Genomic DNA, 16,235 nt, shown 5'->3' with positions numbered 1-16,235 from the left:
TTTAGGAAAAAATCGAAGCCAAGCGCCTTACAGACTCACGTACCTTATCATCTTCCATATTCGCAAAACCAATCACCAGTTTTTTCTTTCCTTTCTCCGTCATCTCGTAATCCTGTAAGAAAAAGCGGCGAATCGTATATAATATGATTTGATTTTCTTCGGCTCTTTCCTCAATCTCACTATAGGAAAGAGAAGTCTCAATATCTACTAGAAAATGAAGGCCGGCTGGAATATTGTGTATGGTTATCCTGTCTTGAAAGGTCTGGCGCAGCTCGCGAATAAGCGTAGCCCGCTTTGCTTTGTAGTAGGCATTCATCCGCTTAACGTGTCGCCCGTATTCCCCTTCATCAATGAAATACTTCAAGGTCCACAGGTTGAGTCCTGAAGGTCCGTCGATCCAATCACCAAAAGCATTCCGGTAGCTTTTTAACAAATCCGGAGGAAGAACCATATAGCTGATCCGCAGGCTCGGCAGCAGCGTTTTTGAAAATGTTCCGGTGTAGATGACCTGCTGGTTCTGGTCAAGACTTTGCAGGGAAGGGATATGGTCGGTTCCGTACTTAAATTCACTGTCATAGTCGTCTTCCACAATGTAACGACCAGGAGACCCGGCTGCCCAGTTTAGAAGCTCTATTCTTCTATTGATCGGCATAATTGTGCCAGTGGGAAACTGGTGTGAGGGCGTTACAAACACCCATTGAGGGTCACTTTGTCGAAGGGCCTGGATTGAAATTCCTTGTTGGTCCAAAGCCACTGGACTTACCGGGAAACCCATGTATTTCAGTAGATGATAAAACCGCTGATACCCCGGGTTTTCGACAGCTACTTGTGTATCTTTTGCCTGTAAGGACATGAGTTTATGAATCAGTGGCTGGGTTCCGGATCCGATGACAATCTGTTCGGGCCGGCAGCGGACGCCTCTGGTGAGAGCAATCATAGTTGCGATCGATTCGCGAAGTTCATAAGGCCCTTGGGGATGTGGAAGGAGAGCGAGCTGGGTGCGATGATGTTCCATGACTTTCTGCTGGTACTTTCTCCATTTCTTAAATGGAAAGTGCTCCGCATCCGTAGCAATATGAGAAAAGGTAACCTCGGGCTGATATCTATCATTCCTATCCTCCTCTATCAATTCCTCCGGGAACGGAACGTCTTCTTCGTCTCTTTTAATATAACTTGTAATATCCTCGACAAAATATCCTTTACGTTCTGCGCTGTATATATAACCTTCCGCCAGTAATTGTTCATAGGCGTGGGCTACAGAATTGAGACTTACCTCCAAATCCTGAGCCAGTTTCCGTTTGGAAGGGAGTTTCTTTTTGCTGAGCTGGTCATCGAGGATTAGATCTCTCAAATGAATATAAATCTGTTTGTAGATGGCCGGTTGTTCGGCTCCTTTTTCAATATGGAAAAACAAACATAGCTCCTCCTCGTATGTATCTGGCCCCATTATTATTTAAAATCTGGTACTTTTAATTGTATCAGAAAATTGTCATAATAATCTATAAAATTCAGGGAGGGATCAGCAGTGACCAATAAAACAGTGAACAAAGATGACTTGCAAAGAAAAAGAAAGAAATACATACCAAAAGGGATAGGGAATGGTAATACCAATATAGCCGACTATGCAAGAGGAGCAAGAGTATTCGATAATGAAGGTCGTGAATGGATTGATTTTGCTGGAGCCATCGGTACGCTTAATGTAGGGCACACACATCCAAAGGTGACGGAAGCCGTCAAGAATCAGGCGGACCGCTACCTTCATCCAGGCTTTAACGTGATTATGTATGACAGCTACATCAATCTGGCGGAAAAGTTGTGCACGATTACGCCTGGTTCATTCGATAAAATGGCGATGCTGTTTAATTCCGGAGCCGAGGCTGTAGAAAATGCGGTCAAAGTGGCGAGAAAATATACCAATCGCCAGGCTGTTGTTTCCTTTGAACGTGCATTCCACGGACGTACGAATCTGACGATGGGAATGACGAGTAAAGTAAAGCCATATAAATATAATTTCGGTCCTTATACTCCGGAAATTTATCAGGCTCCCTATCCTTATATGTCCAATAAACCTGAGCAGATGACGGATGAGGAATATATTGACTACAGTATCATGCGCTTTAAGGAGTATTTTGTCACTGCGGTCGCACCGGAAACGGTAGCCTGTATCGTGATGGAGCCGGTCCAAGGTGAAGGCGGTTTCATTATTCCTCCGAAACGCTTTGTACAGGAAGTAAGAGACTTCTGCAGCGAGCACGGCATTGTTTTTGTGGCTGATGAAATCCAGACTGGTTTCGCCCGTACAGGAAGGTTATTCGCAAGTGAACATTTCGATATCGCGCCGGATGTGATGACGTTGTCGAAATCCCTCGCAGCAGGCATGCCGTTAAGTGCTGTCGTCGGAAAAGCAGAAATCATGGATGCTTCCTCTCCAGGGGAACTCGGCGGAACTTATGCCGGGAATCCGGTAGCCTGCGAAGCGGCTCTTGCTGTCATTGATGTTATGGAAGAGGAAAATCTAAGCGATAAAGCGGAACAGATTGGTGCTACACTGGAAGATAAATTAGTGGAACTAAAATCTCGCCACGATTACCTTGGGGATATCCGTCGGCTTGGCGCAATGGTCGCGGTAGAAACTATCGATGCGGAAGGTAACCCGGACAAAGCCAAAACGGGTGCGATCACTTCCTATGCCAACAATAATGGACTGCTGCTGCTTTCCGCTGGTGTAAAAGGAAATGTGGTTCGTTTTCTTACACCACTTGTGATCACGGATGAGGAATTGAATGAAGGACTGACGATTTTAGAACAGGCTTTTGACGAAGCGGCAGACTAATACAAGAAAGGAAGAGGATTTATGGGGAATACAATCCAAGTGAAAAACCCGGCAACCGGGAATATTTTGAAAGAGGTAGATGTGACCTCAGCTGCAGATATTGAAACAGCCTTAAGGCAGGGAGATGAGGCATTCAAATCGTGGTCAAAAGTGAATGCTCATGAGCGGTCTAATCTACTTAAAAAATGGTCTGCCAAAATTAAAGAAGAAACGGAACAGCTGGCGGAAGTGATGACGCTTGAAAGCGGAAAGCCGCTTAAAGAATCACGTGGAGAAGTCGCCTATGCGGCAAGCTATATCGATTGGTATGCGGAAGAAGCGAAACGAATCTACGGCCGAACGATTCCTTCTCACTCAGAAACCAAACGCATTGTTGTAACCAAAGAGCCTGTCGGGCTCGTTGCCGCTATCACACCGTGGAACTTCCCGGCTGCGATGATGACGAGAAAAGCTGCTCCTGCGTTAGCTGCCGGCTGCACGTTCGTGGTGAAACCTGCTGAAGAAACGCCGCTCACGACGATCAGACTTGTGCAATTGGCACATGAAGTTGGAATCCCAGAAGATGTGGTTCAATACGTGAATGGCTATGGGGCAGAGGTGGGGCCGATTTTTACAGATAGTCCACTGGTCCGTAAGATTACTTTTACCGGCTCCACGCCCGTCGGTAAATTATTAATGAAAAACAGTGCGGCAACGATGAAGCACGTATCCATGGAACTAGGAGGACATGCTCCGCTTATCGTAGCCAAAGACGCCGATATCGATTTCGCTGTCGACCAGACGCTTGCTTCAAAGTTCCGAAACGCCGGGCAGACGTGTATCTGCGCGAATCGCGTGCTCGTCCATGAATCAATTGCTGATGAATTTTCAGAGAAGCTTACTGGACGCGTCAAAGAGCTGAAGGTCGGAAATGGGCTGGTTGAGCAGACAGATGTTGGTCCTGTGATTAATGCAGCTGGTTATGAAAAAATCCATACGCAAATTGAAGATGCCGTGGATAAGGGTGCAAAGGTTCTCTACGGTCACCAATACGATAAAGACGATGAAAAAGGGTATTATTTTGTTCATCCTACTGTACTCGAAAACGTTGGGGAAGGCATGGACATCATGCAGGAGGAAACGTTCGGTCCGGTTATTCCATTGACGACTTTCCGCGAGAATGAAGAAGCGGTGGACATTGCCAACAATACCCCGTTCGGGCTGGCCGCTTACTTTTTCACCAATGATTATCGAACGGGTATCTACTACCAAGAGCATCTGAAGTTCGGGATTCTCGGCTGGAATGATGGTGCACCGTCTGCCGCACATGCGCCGTTCGGTGGTATGAAAGAGAGCGGCATTGGACGTGGAGGTGGTTCTGAGGGGATCGAGCCTTACATTGAAACGAAGTATCTTTCCATCGGTGGCATTGAATAGTTTTCTTAAGTCGTGGAAAGAGTTATTTCTTGTTCAAAACCAACTAGTTTGAAACTTTTAGTATTCATGGTTGGTGGGGCAAGTGCAATTCTACTAGTGCTTGTCCACTTCACAAAGGTACAAGGTATTTAAGACGTTATTTGCAACGAATACTATAAATTTTTAGCTTTAATTTACTGAATATTAAAACAACGAAGATAATACATAGATTTCCATTAAATCGTAGTAATTTATGCGTTATATACAATAAGTGATTGGAATGTAACTATCAGATAGTTACTTGTTAAGTAAAGAAAAATTTTTAGCACAAACCAAGGAGGACATTTCAATGAAAGAACAAAAATTAAAGAAAGTCCTGTCAAACTTTGATTTATTATTCCTGGCCCTCGGAGCCATGCTTGGCTGGGGATGGGTGGTGCTCTCTGGTACGTGGATTACGGAAGCAGGCTCAATGGGAGCGGTTATAGCTTTTGTCATTGGTGGATTTCTTGTCATCTGTGTGGGGTTAAACTATGCAGAACTCGCCTCAGCAATGCCCAAAGTTGGGGGAGAACATGAATATGTTCATAAGGCATTAGGAGCAAAGTACTCTTTTGTAGCGTCCTGGGCGATCACCCTTGGGTATGTATCCGTAGCAACTTTTGAGGCCGTGGCTCTCCCAACAGTCATTGACTACTTACTGCCTGATTATCAGGCTGGTTACCTTTGGACCATTGCTGGCTGGGATGTTCACTTAAATTGGGTGTTGATTGGTTCAGTTGGCGCCTTAATTATTACGTTCATTAATTACATCGGTTTAAAGCAAGCAGCCGTTCTGCAAACGGTTTTTACTTTAATGATTATTGCCGTAGGACTCATATTAATTTTTGGTTCGGCCTTCCTTGGAGACCCAGGTAATCTGTCTCCATTCTTTGTTGGAGGTGCAAGCGGTATCATGACCGTGTTAGTCATGGTCCCCTTTTTATTTGTAGGATTCGATGTCATTCCACAGGTGGCGGAAGAAGCTAATCTTCCTCGAAGGAAAATTGGTACACTATTGATTGTATCTGTAAGCAGTGCCGTCTTATTTTACCTTGCCATTGCTTTAGGCGTGGGATTAGGTTTAAATCCGGCCCAGCTGGCGAATTCACAACTCGCTTCTGCAGATGCGATGGGAGCGCTTTTTAATTCAAATACCTTTGCACAAATTCTGATTCTTGGCGGTGTAGCTGGTATTATTACAAGTTGGAACTCTTTCATTATTGGAGGTAGCCGCGTCCTTTATGCGATGGCGAAATCCGGAATGCTACCCGCATGGTTCGGTTACTTGCATCCGAAGTACCACACACCATCGAATTCCATCTTATTTATCGGCATCCTTTCTATGCTAGCACCACTATTAGGGCGGTCAGCACTTGTATGGATTGTAGACGCTGGCGGCTTAGGAATTGTCATCGCCTATTTCTTCGTAGCACTTTCTTTTATTGTATTAAGGAAAAAGAAGCCTGAGATGGAGCGACCATTTCGTGCAGCAAAATCACCAATCTTTGGCTACTTAGCTCTAGTATTAAGTTTAGGGTTCATTATTTTATATTTCCCTGGTATGCCGGCAAGTCTTATCTGGCCGTATGAATGGATTATGGTAGCAGGGTGGACTTTACTGGGTGCTTATTTCTTCATTCAGATGTTGCGTGGAACGTATCAGAAGGAAATGAGTTCTTCTGAGGAGAAGGCTTTATAAAGGATAGAAAGGTAGATTTTCTGCTGACAGGAGTCTCTCGATCTTAAATTGGATCTATTAACTGCGTTCAAAAGAATACAATAAGATCTAAAACTCCCTCATTCGCTTCAAATAACAATGAGGGAGTTATTTTTATGTTGAGGAAAAGCTGTTAGTTCTACTCTTTACTTTAATATTTCTTAGTGTGCTGAGTTTTAGATGGGTCAGCCCATGGATTCATGGTTACCAACATTAACAGTTGTGATTACCTAAGAACTATAATTATACCGATATCCATCACTTTAATACAATAACGTATTGGGGGTCAGACCCCAAAACTAACGAGAAGTTGAAAGAGTTAGTAAACCTAATATATAGAGCTAATGGCTTCCAATAAAATAATTCATTGAACAAAATAAAAATGTAATAATCAGGCATCCTTTGGGCTGTTTTTTTATTTAATCCACCAATATAGTGTAATATATGGTTTGGTAGGGGATAATTTGGTAAGCAAATTACATTTAATTTATGGTCTTGTAATTTCTACTTTAATAATTGTATTTTTATCTGTTCTATTCTTTTCTAGTGAAGAACTAAACACAGATTTGGCTTTTGGTGCAACATTGTTATCTATAATTATTGGGGCATTAGCTATTTTTATGACAGCCTATCAAGGAATTACTCAATCAACAATGATGTCTAAATTGAAAGATTCAGCGGAGAGGGTGGATGTCTCCACAAAAGAATTACAATCTATAGATATAAATAAAATAGCTGCTAATGTGACTGACGTAAAAGTAAATCAAGAAAATTTACTTCCACAAATGGAGCTAATGCTATCAGGTATTCAGAGCAATAATGATAAAACTTTAAAAGTTGAAAATGTTATGAATATAGTGGAGGGGAATATAATCTTAGAAAACTTTGTGGGGGCTCTTTTGCATGCTTATGAAAATGGAAAGAAATTCAATGAGTATGAGTACATCATATTTTTAAAGAATAAACTTTGGAAAAATAGATCTGGTCCTGTATCAGATCAAAAGAATGTGCTTTTGGGAAGTTTGGTGGTGTTTTTTAGGGTTCTATACTCAACAAAAGATGTTGAAATTGAATTAATTAAGAACACAGAAATTCAAGAATTTCCTTCCGCTCTTTATATAATAAAGAATATGCCTAGTGATTATAAGTATTTAAAGCAGGTTGCTCATAGAGATTCACTCAACAATGAATATTATGAGGATCGTTACGACAAAGTCTTTGTAAACTTGCAATAACTCATAAGGGTTTCTTTATCATTTCATAAAATAGTAGATGGTAAGGTTAAGAGAAAGGTAATCGAAGACAATATGGGTAGCGATGACTTGCAGTTCATCATTTGAAGATACCGCAACTTATATAAACTTGCAGGAAAATCCCTCCTTCCGTCGAATTATTTTGTATAAAAGGGGAAGGTGAGATTGTTCGATATGTTTTGTTAAAAGGACCCATATAGAAAGAGGTATGAAGATTCTATTATGATTACTTTAGTAAGCGGTAGATACACTTCGATGCACTTAGATACTTACAAAATTATCTTGTAATTGTTAACTATATGTTATGATAAAGATAGATTTAATATAATATTTTAGGAGGGCGACATTATGAGAGTAAAATTGAGGGAAAAACCAAAAGTTACTGGAAGAGACGCCCAACGATTTATTAAAAAAACAAACAATAATAATAAGTTTATCAGGCAGCATACATTAAGAAAGACCGAAGAGTATTTACAAAACTTAGAGGATGCTAATTATGAAAGTGATAAATCCAGAGGAACTTATAGTAAGATCTATTAAAATTGAAGACGTTAGGCTCTTGAAAGAATTTGATTGTAACAATCCTTCTATGAATTCTTTTCTGAAGAGAGAAGCCTATTTTGCCGATATTTCTAGAGAAGCTAGTACTAGTTTAGTATTCTTAAATGACGAATTAGTTGGTTATTATACGTTAACTAGAGAAAAACTTAATATTGAAGGTTTATCTGAAGATGAAGTAGGTCATAACACTACTTTAGAAATAGCCAGGTTAGCAATTGCAAAAGATAAACAAGGACTGGGTATAGGTTCTTATATTATTAAAAGTATCATAGATAATGCTTATGCATTTAATGATCGTTTCATAACTATTGAATCCATCTATGAATACTGGGAATGGTATTATCGTATAGGGTTTGATTACTTGATTGAGGAGGAAATAAACGAAAGTAATCCCTCTACCGTAGTATCAATGTTATTAGATTTGTTTGACGAGGAAGTAGTTAACGAATATTTGGAAGTCTCTTAAGAAAACAGTTCTAATAGAGTTTGTCATCTCATAGGTTTCAATGAGGTGATAATAATAGGACATTTAAAGAGAAATAAACCTAAAGTAAAAGGTAAGGATGCTGAGAAGTTTCGAAAAAAAGCTAAAAATAATAAGTTAAAAAAAGAATGCAGAAAGAGATAGAGCCCGCCTCCTTAGAAGGGGCTTTTTTGTTCATACTAATAACTTAAATTTGGAACACCGATTGTATAAGGGTTTTTACGTCTTATCTTCTATTATTTATTTTATATAGTGAATGTGCGCCAAAATGTAAGGATTTCCTTACAAAGCCCCTTACATAACTTACAGGTAAGATGAAAATGAGACTAACTGAAAAACGCATGCTGACAGCTTATTTTAACAAATAAATTAAATTTAAGATGAAAAAACAGATTACATTATTCCCGCGATTGAGGACTCATTTAACAAATACCTTGTAGTTAAGATGAACATCTATCTCATTTTTTGATGAGTGTAGGAATTATCTAAAACCGCACAACCCCTCCTTAGCTGCCGTTTACAACGGTGCCTGACCCCTAGGGCGTTAATACATTAACACTGGGGGTCAGGCACCATCTTAATAGTTTATGATTACCAGTGTTAACAGTTGTGTTTAACTAAGAACTGGTTGTTTTTTGTTCTATAATTACAACGATATCTATTACTTTAATGCGTAAATGTACTGGGGATCAGATCTCAAAACTTGAGCATCACCATAATATATATAGTACATACTAGGGGTATAAATCAAAATTTAATTTTATGAGCTTTTACTTGCTCTTTGGCATTTACAAGATATCAAAATTTATAATATTCTTTGGCTTTTTTAATGACTTCTTCCTTATATTCATCTGGACAATCTTCATTAATAAGTGCTACCAATTTATCAGTGAATTCTTCTTTAGTAACTCCAACTTTATTGATTAATATGGCAGTCAAAGTGTTAATTCTCACATCTTTAAAGTGCTCTTCTATTGCGTCAGTAGAGCTTATATTGTAATTGGTACTTGATGTACTTGAATAAAGAAAACTAAGTTGAAATACATTTATACAAGTCCCTAAAAGAGAAACTGCAAAGAATATTGTAAAAAATAAGCAATAGGTTAATAACCAAGATAGTACAAGATAAGAGACTAAATGAAATTCGAAAGGTAATACTATTACAAAATATGTGAAAATATAAAAGCAGATAGTAACCCCAATAAATCTTCCCAAAAAGTAAAAACTAAATAATATTGAAAGTAGAGGTCTAAATGCGTCAACTTTAATCATCTCTGAAGTAACCTTATTACTAATAGTTCCAGAAATAATAGCTAATCCACTTATAATAAATCCTAACAGCCCAAGTAATCCAAAAGTAGTATTAAGTATTATTCCCTGTGACTTATTTAGTAAGTTAATTAGCTGGGCATGGTTTGAGAAAACAACTATAATGTATAGGAGTAAACTCAAAATAGTGGCTATGATTGTAGAAAAATAAACCTCGAACTTTTTGTAATCAAACACATAGTTTTTAGCTTGAACTTCTTTTTTTAACGCGTTGTAATTAAAGTTTTTGATAAATGGAGATCCCATTATAATTTACCAACTTTCAAAATCAACTCATATTAACTTATTGTTTATTATGAGGTTGATCTTTAGATTGATTTTCACTTTCCCTTTTCACTCTATCTACAGTTTGCTTCCCTAAGAGGTTGGATATACCTTTTTTTGCCTTGTCCACAAAATCTTCTAAGTTATTTTTTTGTTTTTCTGATATAGTGGTTTGAAATGGGGAGTCCTTGTCAGAATCGTAACTTACTTCTAACCCCTTACTATTTTCCCCTTCGACTTGGAGTTTACCATACCCTCTTTCGCTAAAAGCCTCACTCAGATCTATAGTGTTTGATATTTCCTCTGAGTCAACATCTATACCCCTCTCACTTCTTTTATTCGATTCGAACACATTAGTAGACTTAGTCACATTTGCTCTAGCCATCTTATCTGATTGCTTATCAAATAGCTCTTGGAGCGGTTCTTCGTTCGCATTAGGGGGAATAATAGTAGAGCTAATTTTTCGAACCTTCTTAATCATCTTGATACGCTCACGTATAGAGAGTTTATCCTTTTCTAAAAAGATCTCAAATCCTATATCCGTTATATGCTCATTAAGCAAACCATTAAAACCTTCCATGAATTGGTTGTACCCTAGTTTACTTCTTTCAAAAAAGACAACTATTTCAGACCTCATATCAAAAAGAAAATTTGTGCTAACAGAATTGTTCTCATAAACTACCGATTTTGAAATTCTTGATTCGTCATCGAATCGCTCTGCCCTCATAGGGAATCTACGCACTAATTCTCCGGTTATGTAAAAATCATTTACCTCATTCACTTTATTCAACAAAGAAAAGTTGTATGTTTCACTTTTAACAATTTCACGTTCATCACCAGAATCATCTAAGAAGTTCTTGGTATCATTAATAGTGAATTCAGTTTCGTCATTGAGTTCGTCGAACACTCGCTTCATTATTTTGGGAATGCCTTCTTTGGTTTGTGATACTTCATGAATATTTGAATTCACGTTCACTTTTGCATAGTACAAATAAGCCATAACTACCTCCGATTTCTAGTATGGTTAGACTAGTTTTTCTCATTACTATTATACTAGATAAAGTTTGCATTTTCTACATAATATTCCTTATCTAAATTGAAGCTATAAAGACCTAGCTCGTTTTACTATGGTATATAAAAGTCCTAACTCTTCTTACCAAGCGCCATGAAGTTGCACTCGGCTTCATTTTTACTTTTGAGTACACGGAAAAATTGCTTAGTTAAAGCTCATCTATGCTCTATTTTTGACATAACTCACAAACAAAGATTAAAAATATCGGAAAGTCGGTCGATATAAGTAATGTAAAACATTACATAAGTCGGCCGACTTTGTTTTGTACCTATAGGATGCCACAAGGATGTGGGATTACTTAATTTCAAGGAGGAAATTTTAAAATGAGAATAAATCACAATATCGCAGCGCTTAACACATATCGTCAATTAGGTAATGCAAACCAAGCTAACTCTGATTCGATGCAGAAATTATCTTCAGGTCTACGAATTAACAACGCTTCTGATGATGCAGCTGGTCTTGCAATTTCCGAAAAAATGCGTGGACAGATTCGTGGTTTGGAACAAGCGCAGAGTAATGCCCAGGATGGTATCTCAATGATTCAAACTGCTGAAGGCGCATTGAATGAAACACATAGTATCCTGCAACGTATGCGTGAATTATCAGTTCAATCTGCTAACGATACAGCTACTGAAGATGATAGAATGAAAATTCAATCTGAGGTAGATGAATTAGCTAAAGAAGTAACAAGAATTTCGAACAATAGTGAATTCAATACTCAAAATCTACTTGCAGGTGGCTTAAAAAATACTTTTCAAATTGGTGCCAACGAAGGGCAAAGTATTGAATTTAGTTTGAATGCGATGGATGCTAACACACTTGGTATAAGTAGAGATGCAAATGTTTCCTCTATGGATTCAAACTCCTATGGTTTGAGTAGTACTTCACTTGACTCAACTAGTAGTATCCCGACAGGGGCAGGTAAGGTTACTGCTACAGATGTATCAAGTGATACTAGTGCCTCAGTAGCCGGAACTGCTCAAGCTACAGATTTTTCTGCTGCAGGATCATTGGAGCTCAAAATTGATGGTACCAATGTAGTAGTTGCACTAGATGGAAATGAAGCCGATGCAGCAGCGGTGGCAACTAAAATTAATGCAGCTGCTAATACTGAATTAGGTACCACAGGTCAAACCTACGCTAATCAAACAACAGGAACCTTTACACTTAGTTCAGTAACTAGTGGGAGTAGTTCAAGTATTGAAGTTTTAGCAAGTTCTGATGACTCAGTTACTACAAATTTAAAGCTAACTGAAGGTTCCAAAGATGTGGGTGAAGATGCTGGTACAATTGATGTTACATTTACAGATTCGGCTTCTAATGCTACAACTGTTAATGTTAAAGCAAATGCCTCAAATATTGACTTTGGTAATGGATTAGAAGTTACAAAAGATGTTAGTGCAAACTCTGCTTCATTATTAGCAAATGGTTCTACCGGAGTTGGAGTTACTATACAAAGTGATTCATCCTATGCTGCCACATTAAATAGTGACGGATCAGTAAGTTCAGAAGCATATGTTGCTGGTGGAATTAGCGTTCTATCACAGGATGATGCATCCTCGGCAATTTCTAGGATTGATGATGCTATAAAAACAGTATCTGAAGAAAGATCAAAAATGGGGGCGATTCAAAACCGTCTAGATCATACTATTAATAACCTTGGAACATCCTCCGAAAATCTTACGGCTGCGGAATCTCGTATCAGAGACGTAGACATGGCTAAAGAAATGATGAACCAAACGAAATCTTCTATTCTTGCTCAGGCTTCTCAAGCTATGCTTGCAAAAGCAAATCAACAACCACAGGGTGTTCTACAACTGTTACGTTAATAATAATCTAAAGAAAGCCCACTCAATGAGTGGGCTTTCTTTAGGGTTGATATATGTTGATTAATCACTCTCTCTTCTTTAAAGTGTCTATTATTCGAATGTAATAGATTAAGATAGAGGTACAATAGCACTCTTTAAAACACCTCGTTTATTGGGGGAAAACCCAATAAACTTGAGGGCTATCGCTAATAGACTAAAAAGAAGTTTCTGTTCCATTAATTTCCCACCACCTTATTATTAGTGATGCATTCTACCAATTGCCCCGCTGAACGGCAATAAGATAGTAAAAGAGAGGCTTACCAACATGCTAGTTGGCTAAGCCTCTCTTTTTAATTACATAAAAAACACCACAAACAACTGCAGATAAATCTGCACCATCGCATAAAACGCAATCGCATACTTATAGTTAAACAGCAATCCATTCTTAATAATGCTAAGCTTATTCACCGAACTCAAAATAATCGACGGCAAAATCAGCGGCGATAACATAATCGAAATCACACTGCCGGATGTAATCCCAAGCACAACAATCTCAGGTGGATAGGGTAGCTCGACACCTTGCAGGATACCGGAGACGAGTACGATGACTGTGAGCGGACCGAGTCCAATAAACCCCAGAATGATCACAACAAACGGCAGTACCCATAGGAAGTTTAAGAACGGAACCGCATCTGTAATATAAAACAAGCCGTCGATAATATACTCGCCGTAACCCGACTGATTGACGGCGTTAATGAGAAAGCCAGCTGCCAGGAGTATTGAGAACTGCTGAGCTTTGTTGGGAATGCTTTTTCCGACATACGTTTTTCCATTCTCTGCAATCGCGCTGCTTCTGCGGCGGACGATAAAGTAGAGAAGGACCCAGGCGACGATAACGATTGGGATAATCAGCAAGAGATCCACGGGCCAAACGGCATTTAATAGAAAGATAGAGCCGAATAACGTGACGAATAAGAGACCGAATTCGAGCGCATCGCGATTTCCGTTTGGATCTTCTTTCTTTTCTTCTTCAATCTTTGCGAGTTCCTCCTGGATCCCTGCTGTAAGATCGACGCCATAATGACGTTCTTGAAAATGGGAGAAGAGAACGGACAACAGGGTACCGGCAACGGCGATGACAAATCCCTGCAGGATAGATAAACCGAGGGACGCTCCAAGCGCCTGTACGGCGAAGATAAAGCTTGGAATGCTGACGACCCACATGGTGGTCAGGGAAAACGCGCGCAGCAGGGCGGTTCCTTTATAATTCTCCCATACTTCTCCTTTTTGATTTTCCAAAAAATCGTCGATCATTCCGTAGACCATCGGGATGGAACCGAATAATAGGAAGTAAGAGATGATCTGCGTGATAACCATCATGCCGAAATAGAACTTGCGGCTCGTATTCAGCAGGTTCTGCGCGAAGTTAATAACCGCTTCAATGTAGGGCTTTTCTTCTAATACCCAGCTGATCGTCGGGACGATCAGTAAGAGAGCGATCAGTCCGCTCATCACCGTAAAGCCGGACACGGTCGCTTCGATTAAGGAAGTCCCTGCTGTCAGGTGAATGATCAAGGCGATCACAAGTAGTAACAGCGATATGGCTGCCTGTTTCATCGGCAGGAAAAAGTAGCCGAGTAGGAAGGCGGTAAGCCCGAATAAGGAAAGCACCGGGGAAAGCGTTTCTCCGCCTGTGAAATAGACAACAAAATGCATCAGGACATATAAAGTTATAAATAAGGTATAACCTCGTTTGGCTAGTTGTACCATTATAAATGCTCCAATCGTGGTTCAATATGTACGTAACACATCTTATCACAGGAGACTTCAATTAGCTGAGATTGTGCTCTACGTACAGCACGCGCGGAAACAGCTTCCTTTTTACATAAAAAAATAAAGCTGTCCGGATCGTCTAAGAATAGACTTCCGGGCAGCTTTACACATGCTCGCGCGCGAACTTATTGGATAGGTAGACCAGATTTCTACCGGATTGTTTCGCTTCATAAAGTGCCTGATCGGCTTCTACAATGAGTAATTGCGGCGTGTTCGTTGTTTCGTCATAACAGGCAATACCAATGGATACGGTAATAGTTATGGACTCGCCCGTAGCCAATCGAAAGGAATGATTTTGAACCTTTTTCCGGATCCGTTCACTGATTTCTTCGGCCCGCTGTGCAGGGCAGTCGAGGAGAATCACGGTGAATTCTTCGCCGCCATTTCGGCTGACGTGATCAAAGGTGCGGACGGTGCTGGTTAGAATATGACTCAATTCGACCAGGACCTGATCACCTTCGATGTGTCCGTAAGTATCGTTCACTTTCTTAAAGTGGTCGATATCAATATACAGTAAAGAAACTTTTTCATCTCTATCCTGCGCCTCGGTGCAGACATTGTTAAATAATTGGTCAAATTTGCGGACATTGTTCAGACCTGTTAGCCCGTCGGTTACGGACTCCGACTTATATTTATTTAAGATTCTCTGATTTCTGCGTACATACTCAACGACATAGAAAGATAGAAAGCCGGCGAGATACGATATGCTCCAATAGGAAAGAACAAAGGAAATCAGTGTATCTATACGAAGTGAAAGAAAGGTTAACATGATAGTAAAAATAAGATTGGACAAAGTCAGCGCCAGGAAAACCTTCTTCATTTTAGATAATTCGAGTCTTGTAATGAAAAGGGTCAGAAGCGTCGTCCCGCCAATAAAAATGATGGCCAATACCGCCTGGGTAGTGAACCCGAATAAAAATCGGCCGATAATGATCATCACCATAGTGATCAGGGCGGGGATGCTGCCGCCGTAATAGGACATTAAGACCACCGGAATGTGCCGTAAATCGATGATGACGCTGTCCATAGGCATGCTGTACAGCATCAAAACGTTACTCAATATACCTGCGAGGATGCCGGCAGTGATTTTCTGCCGTCTTGATGAAGTTCGTCTCAGAGGGGAAGAGTTGGTTAACTGGGTATATACAAATAAGATAGCCACCAGGATGGCTAAATTAGAAATCAGTTCTTTCAGGATCATATAAGGTTCTCCCCTGTGAAAAAATATTTATTTTTGCATGTGAATAATAACCTATATCAAATGTTTGTATAGGTATTATATACCCAATTTATAAGGTGTTTAAATAGGTCAATGTGCTATTATTTTCTGTTTTTCTGCACGGAACGACAATTTTTATCATTCATCGGCAGAAGGCTCCCTCTTCAAGCGCCGTGTCGAAGACCGGTGGTAAGGGGGAGATGAATGCCGTCGCCGTAAGGCGAATGCCTTTGAATATTCTCCCCTCCGTGATATCCTAAAAAGAGAACATACGTTCCTGATTAGGAGGTGGAAAGGTTGAGGCATAAAGCGTATAACTTTCGTATCTATCCAAATAAAACCCAAGAATCGCTCATCGCTAAGACAATCGGTTGCGCTCGTTTTGTCTTCAATCATTTCCTCTCTGAATGGAGCAGTGCCTACAA

The 16,235-nt window shown here is 39.8% G+C and carries 13 protein-coding genes; 8 read left to right on the top strand and 5 right to left on the bottom strand.

Going from position 1 to position 16,235, the window contains the following annotated elements; all coding sequences use genetic code 11:
- Window position 1: 1 nt before the first annotated feature.
- Complete coding sequence (gabR, locus tag ACTWPM_RS13335; RefSeq protein WP_443133521.1) at window positions 2–1,414, bottom strand: MocR-like transcriptional regulator GabR; 1,413 nt, start codon at window positions 1,412–1,414, stop codon at window positions 2–4.
- A gap of 111 nt (window positions 1,415–1,525) precedes the next feature.
- On the opposite strand from gabR, the gene gabT reads away from it, so the two are divergent.
- From gabT to ACTWPM_RS13305, 6 genes are all read left to right on the top strand, one after another.
- A complete protein-coding gene (gene gabT, locus ACTWPM_RS13330) occupies window positions 1,526–2,833 on the top strand; it encodes a 4-aminobutyrate--2-oxoglutarate transaminase (RefSeq protein ID WP_443133520.1) in 1,308 nt (435 codons plus the stop codon).
- A gap of 21 nt (window positions 2,834–2,854) precedes the next feature.
- The gene (locus tag ACTWPM_RS13325; RefSeq protein ID WP_443133519.1) at window positions 2,855–4,249 is read left to right on the top strand and encodes an NAD-dependent succinate-semialdehyde dehydrogenase; all 1,395 of its coding nucleotides are present in this window, start codon (window positions 2,855–2,857) and stop codon (window positions 4,247–4,249) included.
- 328 nt (window positions 4,250–4,577) lie between these two features.
- Window positions 4,578–5,969: an APC family permease gene (locus ACTWPM_RS13320; protein ID WP_443133518.1), complete on the top strand. Its 1,392-nt coding sequence runs from the start codon at window positions 4,578–4,580 to the stop codon at window positions 5,967–5,969.
- 482 nt (window positions 5,970–6,451) lie between these two features.
- The gene (locus ACTWPM_RS13315) at window positions 6,452–7,222 is read left to right on the top strand and encodes a hypothetical protein (protein WP_443133517.1); all 771 of its coding nucleotides are present in this window, start codon (window positions 6,452–6,454) and stop codon (window positions 7,220–7,222) included.
- Between the two features lie 366 nt (window positions 7,223–7,588).
- Complete coding sequence (locus ACTWPM_RS13310) at window positions 7,589–7,780, top strand: hypothetical protein (protein WP_443133516.1); 192 nt, start codon at window positions 7,589–7,591, stop codon at window positions 7,778–7,780.
- Entirely contained in the window at window positions 7,737–8,267 is a 531-nt protein-coding gene (locus tag ACTWPM_RS13305; RefSeq protein ID WP_443133515.1) for a GNAT family N-acetyltransferase, read from the top strand. Before ACTWPM_RS13310 ends, ACTWPM_RS13305 begins: the two co-directional genes overlap by 44 nt.
- A gap of 816 nt (window positions 8,268–9,083) precedes the next feature.
- Here ACTWPM_RS13305 and ACTWPM_RS13300 read toward each other — a convergent pair.
- Window positions 9,084–9,860 (bottom strand): hypothetical protein, encoded by a 777-nt coding sequence (locus tag ACTWPM_RS13300; protein ID WP_443133514.1) that lies wholly within the window; start codon window positions 9,858–9,860, stop codon window positions 9,084–9,086.
- Window positions 9,861–9,897: 37 nt separating this feature from the next.
- The gene (locus ACTWPM_RS13295; RefSeq protein ID WP_443133513.1) at window positions 9,898–10,878 is read right to left on the bottom strand and encodes a hypothetical protein; all 981 of its coding nucleotides are present in this window, start codon (window positions 10,876–10,878) and stop codon (window positions 9,898–9,900) included.
- Window positions 10,879–11,273: 395 nt separating this feature from the next.
- On the opposite strand from ACTWPM_RS13295, the gene ACTWPM_RS13290 reads away from it, so the two are divergent.
- The gene (locus ACTWPM_RS13290; protein WP_443133512.1) at window positions 11,274–12,779 is read left to right on the top strand and encodes a flagellin N-terminal helical domain-containing protein; all 1,506 of its coding nucleotides are present in this window, start codon (window positions 11,274–11,276) and stop codon (window positions 12,777–12,779) included.
- Window positions 12,780–13,112: 333 nt separating this feature from the next.
- On the opposite strand, the gene ACTWPM_RS13285 is transcribed toward ACTWPM_RS13290, so the two are convergent.
- Entirely contained in the window at window positions 13,113–14,528 is a 1,416-nt protein-coding gene (locus ACTWPM_RS13285) for a hypothetical protein (protein ID WP_443133511.1), read from the bottom strand.
- 166 nt (window positions 14,529–14,694) lie between these two features.
- The gene (locus tag ACTWPM_RS13280; protein ID WP_443133510.1) at window positions 14,695–15,792 is read right to left on the bottom strand and encodes a GGDEF domain-containing protein; all 1,098 of its coding nucleotides are present in this window, start codon (window positions 15,790–15,792) and stop codon (window positions 14,695–14,697) included.
- 306 nt (window positions 15,793–16,098) lie between these two features.
- On the opposite strand from ACTWPM_RS13280, the gene ACTWPM_RS13275 reads away from it, so the two are divergent.
- Window positions 16,099–16,235 (top strand): helix-turn-helix domain-containing protein (locus ACTWPM_RS13275; RefSeq protein ID WP_443133594.1); only part of this gene is annotated, 137 nt, incomplete at its 3' end.

The organism is Halobacillus sp. K22 (genome assembly GCF_052246795.1).
In the GTDB taxonomy this organism is placed as follows: Bacteria; Bacillota; Bacilli; order Bacillales; family Halobacillaceae; genus Halobacillus.
This window is presented reverse-complemented; position numbering and strand designations above follow the sequence as displayed.

Bases quoted from the DNA above. Each gene is read 5' to 3' on its own strand.
- ACTWPM_RS13325 (WP_443133519.1), top strand. From the start codon at position 2,855: ATGGGGAATACAATCCAAGTGAAAAACCCGGCAACCGGGAATATTTTG.
- ACTWPM_RS13320 (WP_443133518.1), top strand. From the start codon at position 4,578: ATGAAAGAACAAAAATTAAAGAAAGTCCTGTCAAACTTTGATTTATTA.
- ACTWPM_RS13310 (WP_443133516.1), top strand. From the start codon at position 7,589: ATGAGAGTAAAATTGAGGGAAAAACCAAAAGTTACTGGAAGAGACGCC.
- ACTWPM_RS13305 (WP_443133515.1), top strand. From the start codon at position 7,737: ATGAAAGTGATAAATCCAGAGGAACTTATAGTAAGATCTATTAAAATT.
- ACTWPM_RS13300 (WP_443133514.1), bottom strand. From the start codon at position 9,860: ATGGGATCTCCATTTATCAAAAACTTTAATTACAACGCGTTAAAAAAA.
- ACTWPM_RS13295 (WP_443133513.1), bottom strand. From the start codon at position 10,878: ATGGCTTATTTGTACTATGCAAAAGTGAACGTGAATTCAAATATTCAT.
- ACTWPM_RS13290 (WP_443133512.1), top strand. From the start codon at position 11,274: ATGAGAATAAATCACAATATCGCAGCGCTTAACACATATCGTCAATTA.
- ACTWPM_RS13285 (WP_443133511.1), bottom strand. From the start codon at position 14,528: ATGGTACAACTAGCCAAACGAGGTTATACCTTATTTATAACTTTATAT.
- ACTWPM_RS13280 (WP_443133510.1), bottom strand. From the start codon at position 15,792: ATGATCCTGAAAGAACTGATTTCTAATTTAGCCATCCTGGTGGCTATC.